We start from the raw sequence: 19,749 nt of genomic DNA, 5'->3' as shown, positions 1-19,749 counted from the left end.
GGATGTTCGGACCACATAAATATCTGGAGGGGAACCCAGAAATGAGCTTCAACCAGCCGGGCCCGTACGGCGGGCAGCCTCAGCAGCCCGGGCCGTACGGTCAGCCGGGCCCCTACGGCCAGCCGCCGCAGGCCCCCCAGCCCGGCTACGGTTACCCGCAGCAGGCGCCCCAGCAGCCCGGCTACGGCTACCCCCAGCAGGCTCCGCAGGGTGCCCCGCCGCAGCAGCCCCCGTACGGCCAGCAGCCCGGCTACGGCCAGCAGCCGCCGTACGGCCAGCAGCCTCCCTACGGCGTCCCGCAGCCGCCGGCTCCGGGCGGCGGCAAGAAGAAGACCGGCCTCATCATCGGTGCCGTGGCGGTCGTGGCCGCGGTCGCGGTCGGCGCGTACTTCGTCATCGGGAGCGGCGGAGGCTCGGGCCTCGCGGACGACGGTGCCCACAAGCTGACGACTCCGCAGACGGTGCTCAGCGAGTACAAGCGGGTCGGCAAGGGCGGGGAGAGCTCCAGCAACAGCACCGTGAAGGACCTCGCGGAGAGCGGCGTCAAGAACGGCAAGTCCGTCGTCGGCTTCTACTCGACGGCCGACTTCGGCAACTACGACCCCGAGAACCCCTCGGACACCAGCGACCTGCCCAGCCAGTCCGAGCTCCTGACGGCCAAGGGCGTCACGATGGCGGGCGGCTACGGCACGATCGCGGACCCCAAGGCGGCCCTGGACAAGTTCTTCGCCGCGCTCAAGAAGAACGCCGAGGAGAGCTCCTCCGGCAGCAAGTCCGAGCTGATCGGCTCGCCCGAGTCGGTCGACCTCGACGGTGCGGTCATGAAGTGCCAGTCGGCCAAGAGCACCAACTCGCTCACCAAGAAGGTGTCGACCGACTGGTTCTGCGCCTGGGCCGACTACAGCACGATCGCCATGGTCTCGCCCGGTGACAACACGGGCAGCGTGTCGAAGGACGTCGCGGCGGACATCACCACGAAGCTCCGCGACCAGGTCCGCGTCAAGGCCTGACACCGCACGGCTGCGCGGCCTGACGCGCGGTACGGCTTGAGGCGTCGAAGGGGGGGGGCCAAGGACAGGCTAGACCGGGGGCCCCTTCGTGTGCACGTACGTACCGGCGGCTACGCCGTCTTCTGCTCCCCCGGGCCCCGGCCGCGGGCGTCCCTCGGGATCAGCGTCGGGTTCACGTTCGAGTGGACGACGTCCGCGGTGATGACGACGCGGGCCACGTCCTTGCGGGACGGGACCTCGTACATCACCGACATCAGGACTTCCTCCATGATGGCGCGCAGGCCACGCGCGCCGGTCTGGCGGAGGATCGCCTGGTCGGCGATGGCTTCCAGGGCCTCGCGCTCGAAGTCCAGCTCCACACCGTCGAGTTCGAAGAGGCGCTGGTACTGCTTCACCAGTGCGTTGCGCGGCTCGACGAGGATCTGGAGCAGGGCCTCGCGGTCCAGGTTGTGGACCGAGGTGATGACGGGGAGCCGGCCGATGAACTCGGGGATCATGCCGAACTTGACCAGGTCCTCGGGCATGACGTCCTCGAACTGGTCCTTCGACTCCAGCTCCCGCTTCGAGCGGATCGTCGCGCCGAACCCGATGCCCTTCGCGCCGGCCCGGGACTCGATGAGCTTCTCCAGGCCCGCGAAGGCGCCGCCCACGATGAACAGGACGTTCGTCGTGTCGATCTGGATGAACTCCTGGTGCGGGTGCTTGCGGCCGCCCTGGGGCGGGACCGAGGCCGTCGTGCCCTCGAGGATCTTCAGCAGGGCCTGCTGGACGCCCTCACCGGACACGTCGCGAGTGATCGAGGGGTTCTCACTCTTCCTCGCGACCTTGTCGATCTCGTCGATGTAGATGATGCCGGTCTCGGCCTTTTTGACGTCGTAGTCCGCTGCCTGGATGAGCTTCAGCAGGATGTTCTCGACGTCCTCGCCCACATAGCCCGCCTCCGTGAGCGCCGTCGCATCGGCGATGGCGAACGGAACGTTGAGCATGCGGGCCAGGGTCTGGGCGAGGAGCGTCTTGCCGGAACCCGTGGGGCCGAGCAGCAGGATGTTGGACTTCGCCAGCTCGATCGCGTCCTCGCGGCTCTGGCCGCCGCCGTTCTCACCGGCCTGGACCCGCTTGTAGTGGTTGTACACCGCGACCGAGAGAGCCTTCTTCGCGGCCTCCTGGCCCACGACGTACCCCTCGAGGAACTCGTAGATCTCGCGGGGCTTGGGAAGTTCCTCCCAGCGCACCTCGCTCGTTTCCGCGAGTTCTTCCTCGATGATCTCGTTGCAGAGATCGATGCACTCGTCGCAGATGTACACACCGGGGCCTGCGATGAGCTTCTTGACCTGCTTCTGGCTCTTGCCACAGAACGAGCACTTGAGCAGATCGCCGCCGTCACCGATGCGTGCCACGGTGTGCTTCCCCTTCGCCTGGGAGACGCCTAGGTCCAGCGGCTCCTGGTGCTGCCTTATGTCCGACGGTACCTTGCCGGGCCCCCCGTTCGGGCCCCCCTTGGCACGGTTCACTTTGACGTGCACCGTGCCAAGGAGCGGCAGACGATACAGCGCCGCGTCACGCGACCGCCGAGTTGTTCATCTTCCGGGTGGAGATGATCTGGTCGATCAGGCCGTACGCCAGCGCGTCCTCGGCCGTGAGGATCTTGTCGCGCTCGATGTCCTCGCGGATCTTCTCGATCGGCGTGGTCGAGTGCTTGGCCAGCATGTCCTCGAGCTGCGAACGCATCCGGAGGATCTCGTTCGCCGCGATCTCGAGGTCGGAGACCTGGCCGCGGCCGGTCTCGCTGTAGGGCTGGTGGATCAGCACGCGCGCGTTCGGCAGCGCCATGCGCTTGCCCGGCGTACCGGCGGCCAGCAGGATCGCGGCGGCGGAGGCCGCCTGGCCCATGCAGACCGTCTGGATGTCGGGCTTCACGAACTGCATCGTGTCGTAGATGGCCGTGAGCGCCGTGAAGGAGCCGCCGGGGCTGTTGATGTAGACCGAGATGTCACGGTCGGGGTCCATCGACTCCAGGCACAGCAGCTGCGCCATGACGTCGTTGGCGGAGGCGTCGTCGATCTGCACGCCGAGGAAGATCACGCGCTCCTCGAAGAGCTTCGCGTACGGGTCGTACTCGCGCACACCCTGCGAGGTGCGCTCGACGAAGCGCGGGATGACGTAGCGGGACTCCGCGCGGGCGCCGGTGTACTCGGCCTGCGTGCGGGCGTGGAGGCCGCTGCCGGGGTAGTCGTTCACTGGATGTCTCCTGAGACCTGAAAGGGGCTTAGGCGGTCGACTGGGGGGCTTGAGGGGCTTGTCTACGTGGTCGCGCGCCGGCTTGTGCCACCGCGCGCCGCGTACGCCGGTTACGCCGCCCCGGTGCCGCCGCCGCCCGGCATGCCGGCAGCGGTGGGCATGATGTCGTCGATGAGGCCGTACTCCTTGGCCTCGACCGGGTCGAACCAGCGGTCGCGGTCCGAGTCACGGGTGACCTGCTCGACCGTCTGGCCGGTGTGGAAGGCGGTCAGCTCCGCCATCCGCTTCTTGGTGTGGAGCAGCCGCTCGGCGTGGATCTTGATGTCCGACGCGGAACCGGCGAGGCCGGCCGAGGGCTGGTGGATCAGGATCTCGGCGTTCGGCAGCGCGAAGCGCTTGCCGGGGGTGCCCGCGCTGAGCAGGAACTGGCCCATCGAGGCCGCCATGCCCATGGCGATCGTCACCACGTCGTTCTTGATGTACTGCATGGTGTCGTAGATCGCCATGCCGGCCGTGATCGATCCGCCGGGGCTGTTGATGTAGAGGTAGATGTCCTTGTCCGGGTCGGAGGCAAGGAGCAGCAGCTGCGCCGTGATCTTGTTGGCGATGTCGTCGTCGACCGCCTGGCCGAGGAAGATGATCCGCTCGCCGAGCAGCCGGTTGTAGACCTGGTCGCCGAGGCCACCACCGATAGGGTCGCCGGCAGCTGTGGGCATCAGATTCGTCACGTATCCACCTGCTCGTCTTACGACGGCGCCGGGCCGTCTCACGTCTTCTGCTGGGGGCGTGGGACCCCGGTGCAACACCGCTCGGGGCGGCTTCGGGGACTCCCCTGCCCTCGTATTCATGGACCCTAACGCGCAGGCAGGCGGAGGCCATCCCGCTTCCACGACTGTTCGCTGTGAGCGCATGCGCGTGCGCTGCGCTGCGTTGGGGGGTGGGTGCGCTCGGGTGGGCGGGGCGGGTGCGCTCGGGTGGGCGGGGGTGGGTGCGCTCCGGTAGGCGGGGCGGGTGTGCTCCGGTGGGGGTGCCTGCGTGATCCCCGGCACGGGGGGTCCGCCCGGAGGGCCTGGTGGGGCTCCGCCCGGGAGCCGGGAGGCCCCGCCCGGGAGCCGGGGTCCCAGGCCGGGACCGAGGCCCGGCTCCGGGGGCCGGGGTCGGGCCCGGGGGCCGAGGACCCAGGCCCGGGTCCGGGGTCTCAGGCCCGCGGTCCGGGGTTTCAGGCCCGGGAGCCAGGGGCTCAGGGCCCGGTCCGGGGGTCCGGCTCCGGGAGTCAGGGGACCAGGCCCGGCTCCGCAAGCTGGGGTCCCAGGCCCGGGGACCGAGGCCCCGGTCCGGGGCCCAGCTCCGGGAGTCAGGGGACCAGGCCTGGCTCCGCAAGCCGGGCTCCCAGGCCCGGGGACCGAGGGGGTCCGGGGGCCCGGCTCCGGGAGTCAGGGCCGAGGCCTGGCTCTGCAAGCCGGGCTCCCAGGCCCAGGATCCGGGGGCCCGGGGCCTGGGTCCGGGGCCCGGGGCCCGGCTCCGGCAGTCAGGCGACCAGGCCCGGGGACCGAGGGGGTCCGGGGGCCCGGCTCCGCAAGCCGGAGTCCCAGGCCCGGGGACCGAGGCCCCGATGCGGGGGCCAGGGCTCAGGCCCCGGGAGCCAGGGGCCCAGGCCCCGGTCCGGGGCCCTGCTCCGGGAGTCAGGGGACCAGGGCCGGCGGCCGGCTCGAGCATCGGGCGGGGGCGGTTCGGCGCCGTCGGGCGGCGGCGTACGGGCCGATCGTCGCCCCGGCGGGGAAGAGGCGGCCTGCGGGCCTCGGCGACCACGGGCGTCTTCTGCCCGCAGCGTGCGGCGACGGGCCGCGGGCTCGTGGCCGCACCGGCGGGCAGCCACGAGTACCGGGCCGTTCGACGCGTCCGGCGACAGGCCCCCCAGGCCTGCCGGCCCAGACGGCAACAGGCCCGTCGGCTCGGTCCGCGGCGGGCCCCGGGGCGGCCGCGGACCGAGCCGACGGGCCCGCACGAGGCCTCCGGCAAGACGGCGCACACGGCACCGGGCCCCGGGGCGCGTGATGCGTCCCGGGGCCCGGTGTGTGACTGGTGGTGCGCCTGAGGGTTACGCCTCGGGCTTGTCCTCGGTGGACTCCTCGGCAGCCTCGGCGGCCTCGGTCGTCTCCGGGGTGGACTCGGTCTCGTCCTCGTCGTCCAGGTCGACGATCTCGCCGTTGGTGTCCTTCACCGTGGCGGCCTCGACCACGACGGCCAGCGCCTTGCCGCGGGCGACCTCGCCGACCAGCATCGGGACCTGGCCACCCTCGACGACCGCCTGGGCGAACTGGTCGGGGGACATGCCGGAGGAAGCCGCACGCCGCATGAGGTGCTCGGTGAGCTCCTCCTGGTTGACGTTGAGCTTCTCCTTGTTGACGAGCTCGTCGAGGACGAACTGCGTCTTGATGCCCTTGACCGCCGCTTCCTTGGTCTCGGCGTCGAACTCCTCGACCGTCTTGCCCTGGATCTCGAGGTACTTCTCGAGGTCGAGGCCCATCTGGCCGAGCTGGTGGTGCTCCAGGTTGTGCTTGCGGGTGTTGATCTCGTCCTCGAGCAGCTTCTCGGGGACGGGCACCTCGGCGAGCTCCAGCAGCTTCTCCAGGACGCGCTCCTGGGCCTGCGTGGCCTGGTCGTACTGCTTCATGTTCTCGAGGCGCTTGCGGCTGTCCGCCTTCAGCTCCTCCAGGGTGTCGAACTCGGACGCGAGCTGCGCGAAGTCGTCGTCCAGCTCGGGCAGTTCGCGCGCGGCGACCTGGCTGACCTTGACGGTGACCTCGGCCTCCTTGCCGGCCGCCGAGCCACCCTTGAGCTCGGAGGTGAAGGTGGTCTCGCCACCGGCCTCCAGGCCCTTCACGGCGTCGTCGATGCCGTCCAGCAGCTCGCCGGAGCCGATGGTGTAGGAGACACCCTCGGCGACGCCGTCCTCGAGGACCTCGCCGTCGACCTTGGCCTCCAGGTCGAGCGTCACGACGTCGCCGTCCTCGGCGGCGCGCTCGACCGGGGAGGTCGACGCGAAGCGCTCACGCAGCTCGGTGACGGCCTTCTCGACGTCCTCGTCGCTGACCTCGACCGCGTCGACCTCGACCTCGATGCCGGAGTAGTCCGGGATCTCGATGGTCGGGCGGACGTCGACCTCGGCGGTGAAGTTCAGCGTCTCGCCGTCCTTCAGCTCCGTGATGTCGACCTCGGGCTGGCCCAGCGGGTTCAGCTCGGCCTCGTTGACCGCCTCGGTGTAGAACTTCGGGAGCGCGTCGTTGACGGCCTCCTCCAGCACGGCACCGCGGCCGAACCGCTGGTCGATGACGCGGGCCGGGATCTTGCCCTTACGGAAGCCCTTCACCGTGACCTGCTGGTTGATCTTCTTGTACGCCGCGTCGAGGCTGTCCTTGAGCTCCTCGAAGGGCACCTCAACAGTGAGCCGAACCCGAGTCGGGTTCAGGGTCTCCACGGCGCTCTTCACGGTTCGGTCTCCTTGTGGCTGACTTCTTGGGGGGTTCTACTGCTTGGTTCTGCCGAGTCGGCAGTGCCTCAGCGGATTCGCGGGCCCTTGAGAGACATAAGAATGCAGACACGGGCGCGCAACCTGCATAGTAACCGCAGGCGGTACACGCCCCAAAAGGTGATCTTGCCGGTGGACCGGCACGATGGTCGGGGTGGCGGGATTTGAACCCACGGCCTTCCGCTCCCAAAGCGGACGCGCTACCAAGCTGCGCCACACCCCGTCTGGTGCGACACGTAGGGTACATGCCCGCAGGCAGTGCGGCTGCCGCATTTCGCGGGCTCCGGCGCGCGGCGGGAAAGGGGTGTGCGACAGGGCCGCACGACCCGCTACGATGCCTTCAGTGCCGCGGTCACTGACCTGCGGCGCGACCTGTGCGGGCGTAGCTCAATGGTAGAGCCCTAGTCTTCCAAACTAGCTACGCGGGTTCGATTCCCGTCGCCCGCTCCATTCGCCTCAGGCCCGGCGAGGGATCCATTCCCTCGCCGGGCCTGAGGCGTTTCGGAAGCCTTCCGGGCCGCGGCACGGCGGCTGCGCAGGTGGAGGCGCAGGGCGAAGGCCGCGTCCGTGGAGTGTCAGCCGGCCGCTGGTGTCGTACCGCAACGGAGTACAACGAGCGGAACCCGTGCACGACGCACGCGATGCACGGGACACACGGGACATGCGGGGCGTCCGGGGGTATACAGGTCGCCCGGGGGTATACAGCGCGTCGACGACCGGGATCACCGGGCATGGCGTGACTCGGCACAGCGCGGCGCGGCGGCGTCCGCGTACCGCTCGCGGACGACCCGGGCCGCCGACCCCGGCGACTCCCTCCGCGCGCCCGCTCAGAAGCTGATCGAGTTGATCGTCTCCGCTATCGAGTCGAGGAACCGGTTGATGGACGGAGCCATGCCGGTCGAGGCGAGGAAGAAGCCGAAGAGGACCGCCACGATCGCGGGGCCCGCCTTGATCGATCCCCCTCGGATCAACACCACCAGGATGATCGCCAACAGCAGTACCACTGACAGCGAAATGGCCACAACTGATCACACCCTCGGTCGGTCCGCACTCCCGGCCCGGGGGCGCCAACTCAGCACACCCCCGCCAGAACCATCGTGCCACCAACCGGCCCTCCATATGCGGCCGGTGAGGCATCGTCGACCACTTCAGTCCCGGGAGCCCGCCCGGAGGCCCGCAGGCCCGCACCCTCGACGAACGCGCGACGGCGGCCCGACAGCGGGGCGAGGGCGCCGAACAGGACTGCCCCGCACAGCAATTCGAGAGTGCACCCGACAGGAAATTCAAAGTGATCGTTTCCATGTCCACACAACTTGTCCGCAGACAATTCGAATGAGGTAATCAGCCGGACATTTCACCAGAGTCGCCTGCGGACGCTATGCACCATTTAGTACGGATGAATGCGGACACAACACCCGCCCGGGGTAGGCCAATCGACGCGCATACCTGCGGATCGGTGTGAGCTAGAGCACGTACCCACCGATGTCGACTTCCTCAAATCCGGGGTATGCGCAGGCGAAAGCAGGATTCACATCGAGGGTTTTACGAAATCCCATAGACAACGCTAGGGTGCCTCAGATGTTCACCGCTGCCTCGTCCCCCGCATGCGCAGCGAGGTCCCGGACCGTCCCGCCGAGTTCCCGGTGGGAGGCTCTGTGACGAACTCGCTACGACCGCACGGCCAGCACGGAGCGCCGCTCCCCCCGGCACAGCCGCCGGTGGACGGAGTGCCGAGTCCTCGTGCCCCGCAGAACTCGTCGTCCTCGCAGATTTCACAGACCTCACGGGGTGCCTCACAGGCCGCCTCCCCCGAGAGCAAACCGGTCAAACAACGCGACGCGTTCTTTGACAACGCCAAGTACCTGGCCATCGTGTTCGTCGCGATGGGGCACGCCTGGGAGCCGCTGACCGACCACAGCCGCGCCGCCGAGGCGCTGTACATGGTCGTCTACACCTTCCACATGCCGGCCTTCATCCTCATATCCGGCTATTTCTCACGTAGTTTCGACATGCGGCCGGACCGGCTCAAGCGGCTGGTGACCGGCGTCGCCGTGCCCTACGTGCTCTTCGAGGTGGCGTACTCCCTCTTCAAGCGCTGGGCCGACAACGACCCGGGGCATCCGATCAGCCTGCTCGACCCCTGGTATCTGACCTGGTTCCTGGTCGCGTTGTTCGTGTGGCGGCTGACCACCCCGCTGTGGAAGGTCGTGCGCTGGCCGGTGCCGCTCGCACTGGCCATCGCGGTCCTCGCCTCCGTCTCACCCGACATCGGCGACGACCTGGACCTTCAGCGGGTGCTTCAGTTCCTGCCGTTCTTCGTCGTGGGCCTGTTCATGAAGCCCGAGCACTTCCAGCTGCTGCGCCGCCGTGAGGTGCGCGTCCTGTCGGTGCCCGTCTTCGCGATCGCGCTGGCGGTGGCGTACTGGGCGGGTCCGCGCATGAACTCGGCCTGGTTCTACCACCGGGACAGCGCGCAGGAGCTGGGCGCGCCCTGGTGGGCCGGTGTCGTGATGACGCTCGCGCTCTTCGGCTGCTCGCTGGTGGTCACCAGCTGCTTCTTCGCCTGGGTGCCGCGCCGCAAGATGTGGTTCACGGCGCTCGGCGCGGGCACGCTGTACGGCTATCTGCTGCACGGCTTCATCGCCAAGGGCTCCCGGTTCTGGGACTGGTACGACGCCGCGTGGTTGCAGACGCCGTACGGCGAGGTCATCGCGACCGTGTTCGCGGCCACGCTGATCACCGTGCTGTGCACGCCTCCGGTGCAGCGGATCTTCCGGTTCGCGATGGAGCCGAAGATGGAGTGGGCGTTCAAGCGGGACGCGACAGAGATCGCGCGGGAGCGGGCCAAGGCCTAGTACCGGTACCCGCACCTGCACCTGTGCTTGTACTTGTACTTGTGCTTGTGCTTGTGCTTGTACTTATGAGTCGTGCGTCGGTGGCCGGGGTCCTCAACGGACCCCGGCCACCTTGCTGTCACGCGCCTTTCAGGTGCCGCATCAGCCGTTCGAAGTCCTGCCAGCCCGACAGGTCCGACGGGTCGCCCGGCAGCGGGTAGTACAGGGCCGGGCGGGTCTTCGGGCCGAGTTGGACGGGCGGCTGCGCCAGGGGGGTGCGGCGGGCACGGTCGCCGGGCATCGCGCGGACCTCCTCGGCGCCGAGTGCGAACGCCAGCGGGACGCCGGGGCCCTCGAAGCGCGGCGGCACGGACAGGTCGCGGCGGGCCTTGCGGATCTGGACGAGCATCGACTGGAGGTCGTGCCGGGTCGCGAGGGTCTCCGCGACCTTCGGCAGGGCGTCCACCGGCGGCTCCTCGCCGGGGCCGTAGCCGAACGCCAGTGTGACGTCCTCCTCCACACCGCCCGTCGTACGGCTGACGCGGACCGTCGCGAGCCCCGGCCGCTCCGGGCTGCCGACGACCACCAGCCAGGTGGGCGCGGGCGACCGCTCGAAGGCCACGTCCGTCAACTGCCGCAGGGACCAGGGGAGGTTGGCGGGTTCCTCGGTGCCCCAGCCGGCCGGCGGTTCACCGGTGATGCCGCGCCATACGGACTCCAGGGCACCGCCGAGCACGAGGCGGTCGTCGGCCGGGTGGATCGTGCGGAAGGAGATGGCCAGTTGGCGCTCTCCCGTGTCGCCTTCCTCCGCGAGGCCCTTCTTGAAGGCGTCGGCGACCGGGGTGTGCGGGTCCTGCGGGGTGGCGTCGGGCGACTCGACCGTGGCGAACAGGCCGTTCGTCCACTGGAGCACGGCGCCCGACAGACCGTCGTAGTAGCCGTCCTTCTCGTCCTGCACGACCCACCGCGAGGGCCAGCCCGGCAGGCTGTTGCGGACGGCGGGGGAGAGGCGGGTGCCCGCGGGGGTGACGATCTGGAGGCCGAGCTCGGCGTTGGCGGCGGCGCGCAGCGCGTCCGAGAGCCAGGCCGTCATGGCGACGACCGGGCGGTCCTGGATGACGACGGCGACCTTGTCGGTCAGGACGTCCACGGCGGGCTGCGCGGCGGCCGGCGTCGGCGCGGCGCGCACCCCGTCCGCCTTCACCACGGCCAGCGAGCCCGCGGCCTGCGGTGGCCAGGCGGTGCCCCCGACCAGGGAGGCGAGCCGCGCCGCGAACGTTCCGGCGAGTTGCTCGGCCTCCTTGACGCCGGTGGTGGCGCGGGCCTCGGTCCACCAGTACGGCACCTCGGGCTCCGTCGCGCCGAGCAGCCGCTGGGCCTCGCCCCTGACCTGCACGAGCAGCGGCGCCTCCACGGAGACCAGGGGGCGCCCCTCCTCGTCGCAGAGCTGGACGACCGCGCCTTCGCCCTCGGCGCCCACCAGCTTGTCGGGGCCGCCGGAGAGCAGGCCCGCGAGCACGCTCAGCGGGTCGGGCATCTTCTTCGTGAGGGCGATGACGTCCTTGGTCATGAGGTGGGCCGGTCCTTCGCGTCGCTCGGCTTGGGTGTCGTACGGCATACGGCTGGCGGCGTACGGCTGGCTCGGGTGTCGTACGCCTCTGCTGTCCGGGACGCCTCGTGCGCCCCGGACGGTTTCCCCTCCGGATCACCCGGCCGCGTACACCGTCTGGATCAGCCGGTTCGGTTCGCCCCTGCGGACCAGCACCCCGCGGCCCGAGGGCTGCTGGGTGGCGTACACGCCGGGGAAGAGCTGGCCCTCGCTGCGGTCGCCCGCCATCACCAGCGCCGAGGCGCCCGACTCGCGCAGGCCCTGGAGCAGCGGCTCGTACAGGCCGCGCGCGGCGCCCGCGACACGGCGGGTGAGGACGAAGTGGAGGCCGATGTCGACGGCGGAGGGGATGTACGGGATGAACGGGGCGAGCGGCTGCTGGCCCGCGGTCGTCAGGACGTCGTAGTCGTCGACGAGGATCACGATGCGCGGGCCCGAACCCCAGCTGCCCGGTTCCAGGTCCTCGCTGTCGGCGCTCTCGTCCGGCAGCCGCTTCTCCAGTTCGGTGGCGATACCCGCCGAAAGGCCCGCGCACAGCTTGGAGTTGTACGCGTACCCGCCCCGGTACTCCTCGGGGATCGCCCCGCGCAGACCGCGCCGCGGGTCCATCACCGCGAAGACCAGCTCGTCCTCGCTGTAGCGCTCGATGAGCCCGTCCGCGATCACCTTGAGCAGGTTGGTCTTGCCGCACTCGCTGTCACCCATGATCACCAGGTGCTGGTCGTGCGCGAACAGGTCGAGCAGGACCGGCGCGAGCTGGGTCTGGTCGAGGCCGATGGGCACCCGGCGCGGTTCGGCGGCCGGACCGGGCAGCAGCTGTGGTTCCAGGATGTGCGGCAACACCCTTACGGGCTGGGCGACTTCGCCGGTCCAGGTGGCGCGGACGGTGCGGGCGGTGCGCTCCAGGACCGCGCCGAGGTCCGCCTTGTCGGGGAGGCCGTCGGTGCGCGGCAGGGCGACCTGCGCGAACAGCTTGCCGTCGGTGAGGATGCGGCCCTTCTCCTCCGGCGCGAGGGTCTCGGCGAGCTTGCGGTCGATGCTGGACTCGCTGGGGTCGTTCAGGCGCAGCTCGACACGGGTGCCGAACTGGGACTGGGTGGCGATGCGCACATCGTTCCAGCGGAGCATGCCGGCGACGACGTGGATGCCGTAGCCGCCGCCGCGCTTGAGGATGTCGACGACGGCGTCGTCCAGCTCCTCGAAGTCGTCGCGCAGCGCGCCGAAGCCGTCGATGAGCAGCACGATCTCGGTGGAGGCGAGTTCGGGCAGGCGGCCCGCCGCGCGCAGGTCGCGCAGTTGCTCCAGCGAGTCGATGTTGTGGACGCGGAAGAGTTCCTCGCGCTGGTTGAGCATGCCGCGTACGGAGTCGATGGTGCGTCCGGCGCGCTCCCGGTCGGCGCGGCCGGCGACCCCGCCGACGTGCGGCAGCCCGGAGAGGGCCTGGAGGCCGCCGCCGACCAGGTCGAGGCCGTAGATGCCGACTTCTTGCGGGGTGTGCGTCAGCGAGAGGGAGAGCGCCAGGGTCCGCAGGAGGGTCGTCTTGCCGGACTGGGGGCCGCCGATGACCGCCGCGTGGCCGCCCGCGACCGTGAGGTCCAGGTACCACTGGCCCTGCCACTGCTTGGTCGGGTCGTCCAGGACGCCGAGCGGCACCTGGAGCGGGCCGCGGCGCTTGGCGAGCTGCATGCCGCGGGCCCCGACGTCGAGCGGGCCCGCGACCTTGTCGAGGGCGATGGCGTCGGGCAGCGGGGGCAGCCAGATCTGGCGTACGGGCGCGGTGTCCGCGTTCTCGATCTGCTCGACGAGGACGCCCATCTCGGTCGGCCCGGTCTCCCGACGCCGCATCTTCGGCTCGTCGGGTCCCGAACTCTGGGACTCGCCGAGGGTGTTGAAGGCCTGGTACTCGAGCGCGAGCGGTCCGGTGTCCTCGGTCTCGCGCTGCACGGGGCCCCGGTAGCCGCCGGAGACGTAGCTGGCCTTGAAGCGCTCGTAGTGGCTGGTGTCGACCTTGAGGTAGCCGAAGCCGGGCAGCGGCGGCAGGTGGAAGGCGTCCGTGGTGTCCAGGACCGTACGCGACTCGTCGGCGGAGAACGTCCGCAGACCGAGCCGGTAGGAGAGGTAGGTGTCCAGGCCCTTGAGCTTGCCGCCCTCGATGCGCTGGCTGGACAGCAGCAGGTGGACGCCGATGGACCGGCCGATGCGGCCGATGGACAGGAACAGGTCGATGAAGTCGGGCTTGGCGGTGAGGAGTTCGCCGAACTCGTCGATGACCACGAAGAGGTGCGGCAGCGGGTCCAGGTCGGGGCGCTTCTCGGCGCGCAGGGCGGCGTAGTGGCCGATGTCGGCGACGTTGCCCGCGTCCTTGAGGACCTGCTGGCGGCGCTTGACCTCGCCGGCCAGTGACGCGTGCACACGCTCCACCAGACCGGCCTGGTTCTCCAGGTTGGTGATGACGCCGGCGACGTGCGGGAGGTCCGCGAAGGGGGCGAAGGTGGCGCCGCCCTTGTAGTCGACGAGGACGAGGGCGAGGTCCTCCGGCGGATGCGTGGCGACCAGGGCGAGGACGAGGGTGCGCAGGAGTTCGGACTTGCCGGAGCCGGTGGCGCCGACGCACAGGCCGTGCGGGCCCATGCCCAGCTCGGAGGACTCCTTCAGGTCCAGGAGTACCGGCTCGCGGGAGTCGCTGATGCCGATCGGGACGCGGAGGAACGCTCTTTCGCCGCGCGGCGCCCACAGCTGGTCGAGTTCGAGATGGGCGACGTCGTCGATGCCGAGCAGTTCGGCGAAGTCGACCGGGCCGGTCAGCGGCGCGTCGACCATCGACTCGGCGGACAGCCGCATCGGGGCGAGCATCCGGGCCAGGCCCTCGGCGAACGGGACGCTGACCTCGTCGACGGTGCCGTGCGCACCGATCGGCTCGGCCTCCCGCAGGTCCTCGATGACGATGCGGTCGCCGTCGACGGTGATCCGGACCCCGACGCTGCCGGGCTCCTGCACCCGCTGGTCGAGCAGGTGCAGCACCGTGACACCCATGTCGCGCAGGCCGACCGCGTCGTCGGGTCGTGGCAGGTCGACGGCGTCCTCGCCGTGCCCGTCGGTGACGACGAGCAGCCGCGAGGACATCGAGAGGGCGTCCTTGCCGGACAGGCCGCGGCGTACCTCGGCCGCGAAGGAGGCGCGTCGGCGCAGCTCCGGGCCGATCTGGCGGGCGAGTTGAGGCGTGGAGGGGGCGATGCGCCGGGCGGCGACCGGCCCGTCGAACTGCTCGGTGTCGAGGAGGTGGGGCAGCCACTTGGCCCACTCCCAGTCGGCCAGCCGGTCCCCCGGCACGGCGAGCGCCATGGCGACGTCGTCGGGGGCGTGCGTGGCGGCGGCCTGGACGAGCAGGGCGCGGGCGACGCGCAGGGTGTCCTCGCGGGGGCCGATGACGCTGATGTTGCCGACGCGGTCGAGCGGGACGGTGAGCGGGAGTTCGGTGCCGGTGCTGAAGCGGGACATCAGCGCGGACGCCTCGTTCAACATGAACTGGTCGGGCGGGGTGAGGACGGAGGACCCCTGCTGGGCGACCTTGAGGTCGCGTACGGGCATTTCGCCGGTGCCGACGCGGACGCGCAGGAAGTCGCCGTCCACCCGGCGGCGCTCCCACAGCCGCGCCGGGTCGCGCACTATGTCGTACAGCGCGTCCGGCGGCGGATTGAGGACCCCGGCGCGTTCCCGGCGCTCCCGCTCCTCCTTGGACAGTTCCTCGCGCAGGTCCTCCAGGTAGGCGAGATAGGCCTCGCGCTGGGTTCGGCGCGTGCGCTGGGCCTTGCCGCGCTGGGAGAAGACCAGGGCCATGGAACCGACGATCGTGACGACGAGGATGATCGCGCCGAGCCCCGCGAACTGGCTGTTGCGTACGACGGTCATCATCACGACGGACGACATGACGCCGGCGACGGGCAGCAGCGAGGTCGCGATGCTGCCGGACTTGCCCTCGGGCAGGTTGGGCGGCGCCTCGATGGTGCGCGGCTCGGACGCGGCGGCGGGACGGGTGGTCCGGGCCGGGCGGTGGATCAGTCGGGTGCTCATCTTCCTTCTCCTCCCCCTGAATCAGCGGCGCTGCTGGGAGAGCTCGAAGACCTGGGCCGCCAGGCGGGTGGCCGCCAGGCGGGTGGGCTGCGCGAGGAGTTCCGTGCGGATCACGCCCCCGGCCGCCAGATGCCGGTCGTACGGCAGGAGCTGGACGCTCGCGCCGGTCGCCCTCAGTTTCTCGGCGGCCTTGTCGAGGTCGAGTCCGGAGTGCGGCACCGTCTCGGTCAGCACGACGACGGTCCCGGCGATGACATGCCGGGGCAGCCCGCGCATCCACTCCAGGACGGCGTACGTACTGGAGACGCCCTCCAGCGTCGCGGGCACCGCCAGCACCCGCGCCTGCGAGGCGGACAACGCGACGCGGGCGACCTCGGCGGGCAGCGTCTCGCAGTCCACGACGGTCACGCCGAAGTAGCGGCGCAGCGACACCATGACCTTCTCGTACGACCTGAGGTCGAGCATCGCGCCGATCTGCCCCTGGCTGCCCGGCAACAGCCAGGCGTTGTCGGGGAGTTGGACGAGGTAGCCGGTGACGTCGAGCAGTGACATCTGCGGTTCGACGATGCCGGCGACGTCCCCGGTGGTCCAGCGCAGCGTCTCGGCGCCGAGCCGGAGCGGCAGTGTGCCGAGCGCGGGGTCGGCCTCGACGAGGAGGACGGGGTCGTGCCGGTAGTGCGCGTACGTGGTGCCGAGCAGCGCCGCGATGGTGGACTTGCCGGCGCCGCCGCGGATCGAGGTGACGGCGATCTGCCGTCCCGTGGTCACCGCCTGCTGAAGGACCTCGGCGGTGGCGGTGGTCTCGGCGACCTCGCGGGCGGCGGAGGAGGAGACGGTACGGCGTACGGCGCGCACGGCACGGGTGGCGAAGGGCTCGCCGTGCCGGGGCTTGAGGCCGGCCCCGGCGAGGGTCTTGTCCACGACGGGGCGGGAGTCGGGGGTGCGGGCGGGACGTGCGCCGGGGAGGTGGGCGGCGGACCGGGCTTGCGGCTGCGGGGCGTGCGGCTGCTGGGCCGTGTACGCCTGTTGGGCCTGGGCCTGGGCCTCGGCGGGTGCGGAGGGCTGGTGGGTGCGCCGGGTACGGGGTGAGCTCCGTGGCCGCCCTGACCCTGGTGCGGGCACGCCGGGTACCTTGTGGCGGGGTCGCCCTGCGGCGGCCGCGGAGCCCCCGCGGCAGGCGTGCCCTGCGCCTGTGCGGCCGGCCCCTGCGCGCTCTGCTGCCGCGCGGCACCGCCCTTCAGATCGCGCAGCACATCGCTCTGCCAGTTGTCGCCGTTCGGCATGTCGCCCTTCTCTCCTGCTCTCTCCTGCGTTGTTTCCCCTGCGGCGCGGCCCCGCCACCGCAGCGCCCGTGTGCCGACTCACCGCGTGTGCCGGTGTGCCGACGTCGACTCAGAACTTGTTGAGCAGTTGCCCGTAGATACCGAAGACGCCGACGGCCAGCGGGAAGAGCCCGATGACGCCGATGGACTCGATCAGGTCGGCGCTCCGCCGGAGCCGGACCTGTACGTGCTCGGGCGGCTGCACGGCGAGCACGAGCAACGGCAGCACCGAGGCGGCGCACAGCACGATGAGCGGCGCGGCACCGCCGTCGTGGTCCAGCCACACCATGACCAGGCGTACGCCGAGGAGGGCCGCGGCGGCGAACAGCGCCACCACCTCGGCGACCAGCGGGAACGCCCGGGCCCGCGACAGCAGCACCACCGCGGTCAGCGAGGCGAGGGTCACGGTCCACACGGTCGGCGTCCCGGCGGTGGTCACCAGCCAGCCCCCGGCGGCGGCCGAGGCGGCGGTCGCGATGGTGGCGAGGGCGAGCCCGCGGTGCGTGGCGGCCAGGGCGTTGCCCACCTGGTGGCGGCTGACGGAGACGCCCCCGGAGCGGCGGTCGTCGAGGCCGGTGAGCCCGGACGCCATCAGCGCGAACCGGGGCAGCAGCCCGAGCAGCACCACGGAGAAGACGGCCATCACGGCGCCGAGCCGGGCCGGCTGGTCCTGTACCGCGGCGACGGCTTCCCAGACGATCGCGATGACGGCGGTCCCTCCGGCGCCGATGAGTCCGCCGCGGCCCAGCGGCGAGAAGAACGCGAGCAGGACGAGCGTGAGCACCAGCGCCGCCACGACGGCGGCGAGGCGGGCCGTGCCCGGCCAGTGGTACGCGTCGGCCGCGGTCCACGCGGTGAGCAGCCCGAGTCCGCCGCAGGCGAGCAGCAGGGCGGTGGCGAGGCCTCGGTTGCCGTCCCCGATCCTGGCGACGAGAGCGCCGGTCACCAGGAACAGAAGCGTGGCGGCGACCAGGCCTCCGGTGAGGGACTCCAGGGCGAACTCGCGGCGGGCGAGTACGGCCGCGAGCACCGCGAAGGCGACGGTCGCCACCCCGGCGCTCGCCCGGCGCGCGGAAGGGCGCCAGCGCCAGGCCCGCAGGTCGAGGTCGTCGGCCACCTGGTCGGTCACGTCGTGCACGACCGGGGCGGGCGGCGCGGAGTGGGCGCGTACGAGCTGGAGTACCGCGCCGTCGGCGACCTCGGCCGAGGACAGCGTGGCGTCGTGCGGCAGCACCGAGCCGTCGGAGGTGATCAGCTGTCGGGTCATGGGGCGCGCGGCGGCCCGGTCGTCGAGCAACTGGAGGATGTCGGGAAGCAGTTGACCGATCGGGGTGTCCGACGGCAGGACGATGTCGGCTCGCCGTCGCTCGCCGACCAGGGTCACTCGGCTCAGCTGGGCCCGGGAAGTCGTTGCAGTGCTCACCACTTACGGGAACCTATCATCGCGAAGTTTCGGGAACGGGCCTTCCATGACGCGTTCATGCCCGCTCGTGCGGCCTCGTTCACTTCTTCTCCGAACCCTGTGTCGGGGTCCCGCCCGAGGCCTTGGGTGTGGCGCTCTGCCCCGACGGGTTGTACAGCTGCTCCTGCTGCTGTTGCTGTTTCTTCTGCTCGGCCTTCTGCTTCGCCAGGGTGGCCTGGAGGAAGGACCAGCCGATGCATCCGGCGCACAGGACGGCGGCGATCGCGATCCCGGCGAACACCTTGCCGAACCGCTCGTCCACCGTGCGGCGGCCGCGCTGCGCGCCGAACAGCAGCGCGTCGCGCATCCGCCGCCGGCGCACCGCCACCGACTCCAGCAGCTGGCTGTCGTAGTCCCGTGCCATCAGTCGTCCCGGTCCTTCAGTGGTCGCACGTCCAGTGGTCGCACGTCTTCGTCCGCCCGCCGTCAGTCCTCGGCGCCGAGGCCGAGATACGCGCGCATGGCGGCGTACTTGAGGGTGAGCCGCTCGGCGGTCGGGCCGTCGAGTACGGCGAGCCGCCGCGGGTCGGCGTTGTGCGCGAGGTCCGCCGCCTTGACGAGCCGGGCCCCGGGGGTGGCGAGGATGCGCCGGGCGTACGCCTCGGGATCCTCCCCCGCGCGCTTGGTCACGGCCCGGACGACGTCCTTCGTGCGCTGCGACAGGGCCGCGTCCGCCAGCCACCGCTCGCTGAGCACGCCGTCCTCCACGGAGTCGTGCAGCCAGGCGGCGGCGACGAGTTCGTCCGCTCCGCCGCGAGCCCGTACTCCCTCGGCGACGGCCTGCAGATGCTCCGCGTACGGCCGTCCGGCCTTGTCCTTCTGCGCGGCATGCGCGGTGCGCGCGACGGCCTCGACCTCCGCCAAGGCCATGAGCCGCGGCTGCGCCTGTGCTCGCCCTTCCTGCGGCATAAAGCAGGCTCCCCCTAACTTTGCCTCTGCAACATAAGGCATGCATGAGCGGGCAGTACACCCCAGGTACGGGTGCTACGACTGGGTCAGACCCTGCGCGATCATGAAGCAGATCCACAGGACCGGGACGAGTGCCACGTAGGCGAGGCCCCGCCGGTGCACCGGCTCACCGGGGTCGACCTGCGGGCCGTGCTGCCCGGGCTGCGGGGGCTGGAGCTTCGTCACCTTGCCGCGGGCGATGAGGTTCCAGACGAGCGTGAACGGCGTGAACAGGAACAGCGAGAACGGGCTCCACCAGCCCTGCCACAGGGTCTGGGTGGTCATGGCCCGCTGGACGCCCAGCCCGCAGGTCGCGCACATCGGCCCGGACAGCTTCTGGAACGACATCAGGATCAACAGGCCCCGATGGGCCCGGAAGGTGACGTCGACGGCGGGCGCACCTCCACAGAACTTGCACGAAAGGTACGCACCGGGCCCGTACGGGGCGCCCCACTGGGGGCCGGCCTGCGGAGGTACGGCGCCGTACCCGGGGGCGCCGTACCCGGGGGCCTGCGGGTGACCGCCCTGTAGGGCATAGGGGTTGGCCTGCGGCTGGGCGTAGGGATTGGCCTGCGGGTGCGGCTGCTGGTGCGGGTTGGGTGCCGGCGGCGTGGTCATGGTGCTTGTCCCCCGTGGAGTCTGCAATGTTTCTGATCACCTGAGCGGATATGTGTACCGCGCGGAGCGCGCCGACACCAACTCAGGGCCCTCGGCCTCAGCGACTCC

Annotated in this window: 14 protein-coding genes and 2 tRNA genes; 3 read left to right on the top strand and 13 right to left on the bottom strand. The window is 70.9% G+C overall.

Translation table 11 applies throughout. The annotated features are described in order from the left end of the window. Positions 1-41: 41 nt before the first annotated feature. A complete protein-coding gene (locus tag GTY58_RS28485) occupies positions 42-1,010 on the top strand; it encodes a hypothetical protein (RefSeq protein ID WP_010986852.1) in 969 nt (322 codons plus the stop codon). Positions 1,011-1,120: 110 nt separating this feature from the next. On the opposite strand, the gene clpX is transcribed toward GTY58_RS28485, so the two are convergent. From clpX to GTY58_RS28460, 5 genes are all read right to left on the bottom strand, one after another. Next, positions 1,121-2,407 (bottom strand): ATP-dependent Clp protease ATP-binding subunit ClpX, encoded by a 1,287-nt coding sequence (clpX, locus tag GTY58_RS28480; protein ID WP_010986851.1) that lies wholly within the window; start codon positions 2,405-2,407, stop codon positions 1,121-1,123. Between the two features lie 160 nt (positions 2,408-2,567). Beyond that, the gene (locus tag GTY58_RS28475; RefSeq protein WP_010986850.1) at positions 2,568-3,248 is read right to left on the bottom strand and encodes an ATP-dependent Clp protease proteolytic subunit; all 681 of its coding nucleotides are present in this window, start codon (positions 3,246-3,248) and stop codon (positions 2,568-2,570) included. 110 nt (positions 3,249-3,358) lie between these two features. Beyond that, positions 3,359-3,964, bottom strand: coding sequence for an ATP-dependent Clp protease proteolytic subunit (locus GTY58_RS28470; RefSeq protein WP_037645347.1), 606 nt, complete (start codon positions 3,962-3,964; stop codon positions 3,359-3,361). Between the two features lie 1,382 nt (positions 3,965-5,346). Then, the gene (gene tig / locus GTY58_RS28465; RefSeq protein WP_010986848.1) at positions 5,347-6,738 is read right to left on the bottom strand and encodes a trigger factor; all 1,392 of its coding nucleotides are present in this window, start codon (positions 6,736-6,738) and stop codon (positions 5,347-5,349) included. Between the two features lie 185 nt (positions 6,739-6,923). Continuing rightward, positions 6,924-7,000 (bottom strand) — tRNA-Pro (locus GTY58_RS28460). 153 nt (positions 7,001-7,153) lie between these two features. Here GTY58_RS28460 and GTY58_RS28455 point away from each other — a divergent pair. Then, a tRNA-Gly gene (locus GTY58_RS28455) sits at positions 7,154-7,227 on the top strand. A 377-nt stretch (positions 7,228-7,604) separates the two neighbouring features. On the opposite strand, the gene GTY58_RS28450 is transcribed toward GTY58_RS28455, so the two are convergent. Next, positions 7,605-7,799, bottom strand: coding sequence for a hypothetical protein (locus tag GTY58_RS28450; RefSeq protein ID WP_010986847.1), 195 nt, complete (start codon positions 7,797-7,799; stop codon positions 7,605-7,607). 633 nt (positions 7,800-8,432) lie between these two features. Here GTY58_RS28450 and GTY58_RS28445 point away from each other — a divergent pair. After that, positions 8,433-9,632 carry an acyltransferase family protein gene (locus GTY58_RS28445; protein ID WP_037645682.1) on the top strand — a complete coding sequence of 400 codons (1,200 nt, stop codon included), beginning with the start codon at positions 8,433-8,435 and terminating at the stop codon, positions 9,630-9,632. A gap of 118 nt (positions 9,633-9,750) precedes the next feature. On the opposite strand, the gene GTY58_RS28440 is transcribed toward GTY58_RS28445, so the two are convergent. The 7 genes from GTY58_RS28440 to GTY58_RS28410 form a co-directional block, all read right to left on the bottom strand. Further along, on the bottom strand, positions 9,751-11,181 hold the full coding sequence (locus GTY58_RS28440) for a DUF6177 family protein (protein WP_010986845.1): 1,431 nt from the start codon (positions 11,179-11,181) through the stop codon (positions 9,751-9,753). A 135-nt stretch (positions 11,182-11,316) separates the two neighbouring features. Beyond that, complete coding sequence (locus GTY58_RS28435; protein ID WP_010986844.1) at positions 11,317-15,291, bottom strand: type VII secretion protein EccC; 3,975 nt, start codon at positions 15,289-15,291, stop codon at positions 11,317-11,319. Positions 15,292-15,312: 21 nt separating this feature from the next. Further along, positions 15,313-16,413, bottom strand: a complete 1,101-nt coding sequence (locus GTY58_RS28430) for a MinD/ParA family protein (protein ID WP_010986843.1) — start codon at positions 16,411-16,413, stop codon at positions 15,313-15,315. Positions 16,414-16,683: 270 nt separating this feature from the next. Next, complete coding sequence (gene eccD, locus GTY58_RS28425) at positions 16,684-18,039, bottom strand: type VII secretion integral membrane protein EccD (RefSeq protein WP_010986842.1); 1,356 nt, start codon at positions 18,037-18,039, stop codon at positions 16,684-16,686. Between the two features lie 76 nt (positions 18,040-18,115). Beyond that, positions 18,116-18,439 (bottom strand): hypothetical protein, encoded by a 324-nt coding sequence (locus tag GTY58_RS28420; protein WP_037645340.1) that lies wholly within the window; start codon positions 18,437-18,439, stop codon positions 18,116-18,118. Between the two features lie 62 nt (positions 18,440-18,501). Continuing rightward, a complete protein-coding gene (locus GTY58_RS28415) occupies positions 18,502-18,945 on the bottom strand; it encodes an HD domain-containing protein (protein ID WP_037645332.1) in 444 nt (147 codons plus the stop codon). 114 nt (positions 18,946-19,059) lie between these two features. After that, entirely contained in the window at positions 19,060-19,641 is a 582-nt protein-coding gene (locus GTY58_RS28410; protein WP_052082292.1) for a hypothetical protein, read from the bottom strand. Positions 19,642-19,749 lie beyond the last annotated feature (108 nt).

It is taken from the genome of Streptomyces sp. SID5469 (genome assembly GCF_009862865.1).
Classification (GTDB): domain Bacteria; phylum Actinomycetota; class Actinomycetes; order Streptomycetales; family Streptomycetaceae; genus Streptomyces; species Streptomyces avermitilis.
The sequence above is the reverse complement of the archived record's forward strand: the minus strand, read 5'-3'. Positions and strand labels throughout refer to the sequence as shown.

Bases quoted from the DNA above. Each gene is read 5' to 3' on its own strand.
- GTY58_RS28485 (WP_010986852.1), top strand. From the start codon at position 42: ATGAGCTTCAACCAGCCGGGCCCGTACGGCGGGCAGCCTCAGCAGCCC.
- GTY58_RS28470 (WP_037645347.1), bottom strand. From the start codon at position 3,964: ATGCCCACAGCTGCCGGCGACCCTATCGGTGGTGGCCTCGGCGACCAG.
- GTY58_RS28440 (WP_010986845.1), bottom strand. From the start codon at position 11,181: ATGACCAAGGACGTCATCGCCCTCACGAAGAAGATGCCCGACCCGCTG.
- GTY58_RS28435 (WP_010986844.1), bottom strand. From the start codon at position 15,291: ATGAGCACCCGACTGATCCACCGCCCGGCCCGGACCACCCGTCCCGCC.
- GTY58_RS28420 (WP_037645340.1), bottom strand. From the start codon at position 18,439: ATGGCACGGGACTACGACAGCCAGCTGCTGGAGTCGGTGGCGGTGCGC.
- GTY58_RS28415 (WP_037645332.1), bottom strand. From the start codon at position 18,945: ATGGCCTTGGCGGAGGTCGAGGCCGTCGCGCGCACCGCGCATGCCGCG.
- GTY58_RS28410 (WP_052082292.1), bottom strand. From the start codon at position 19,641: ATGACCACGCCGCCGGCACCCAACCCGCACCAGCAGCCGCACCCGCAG.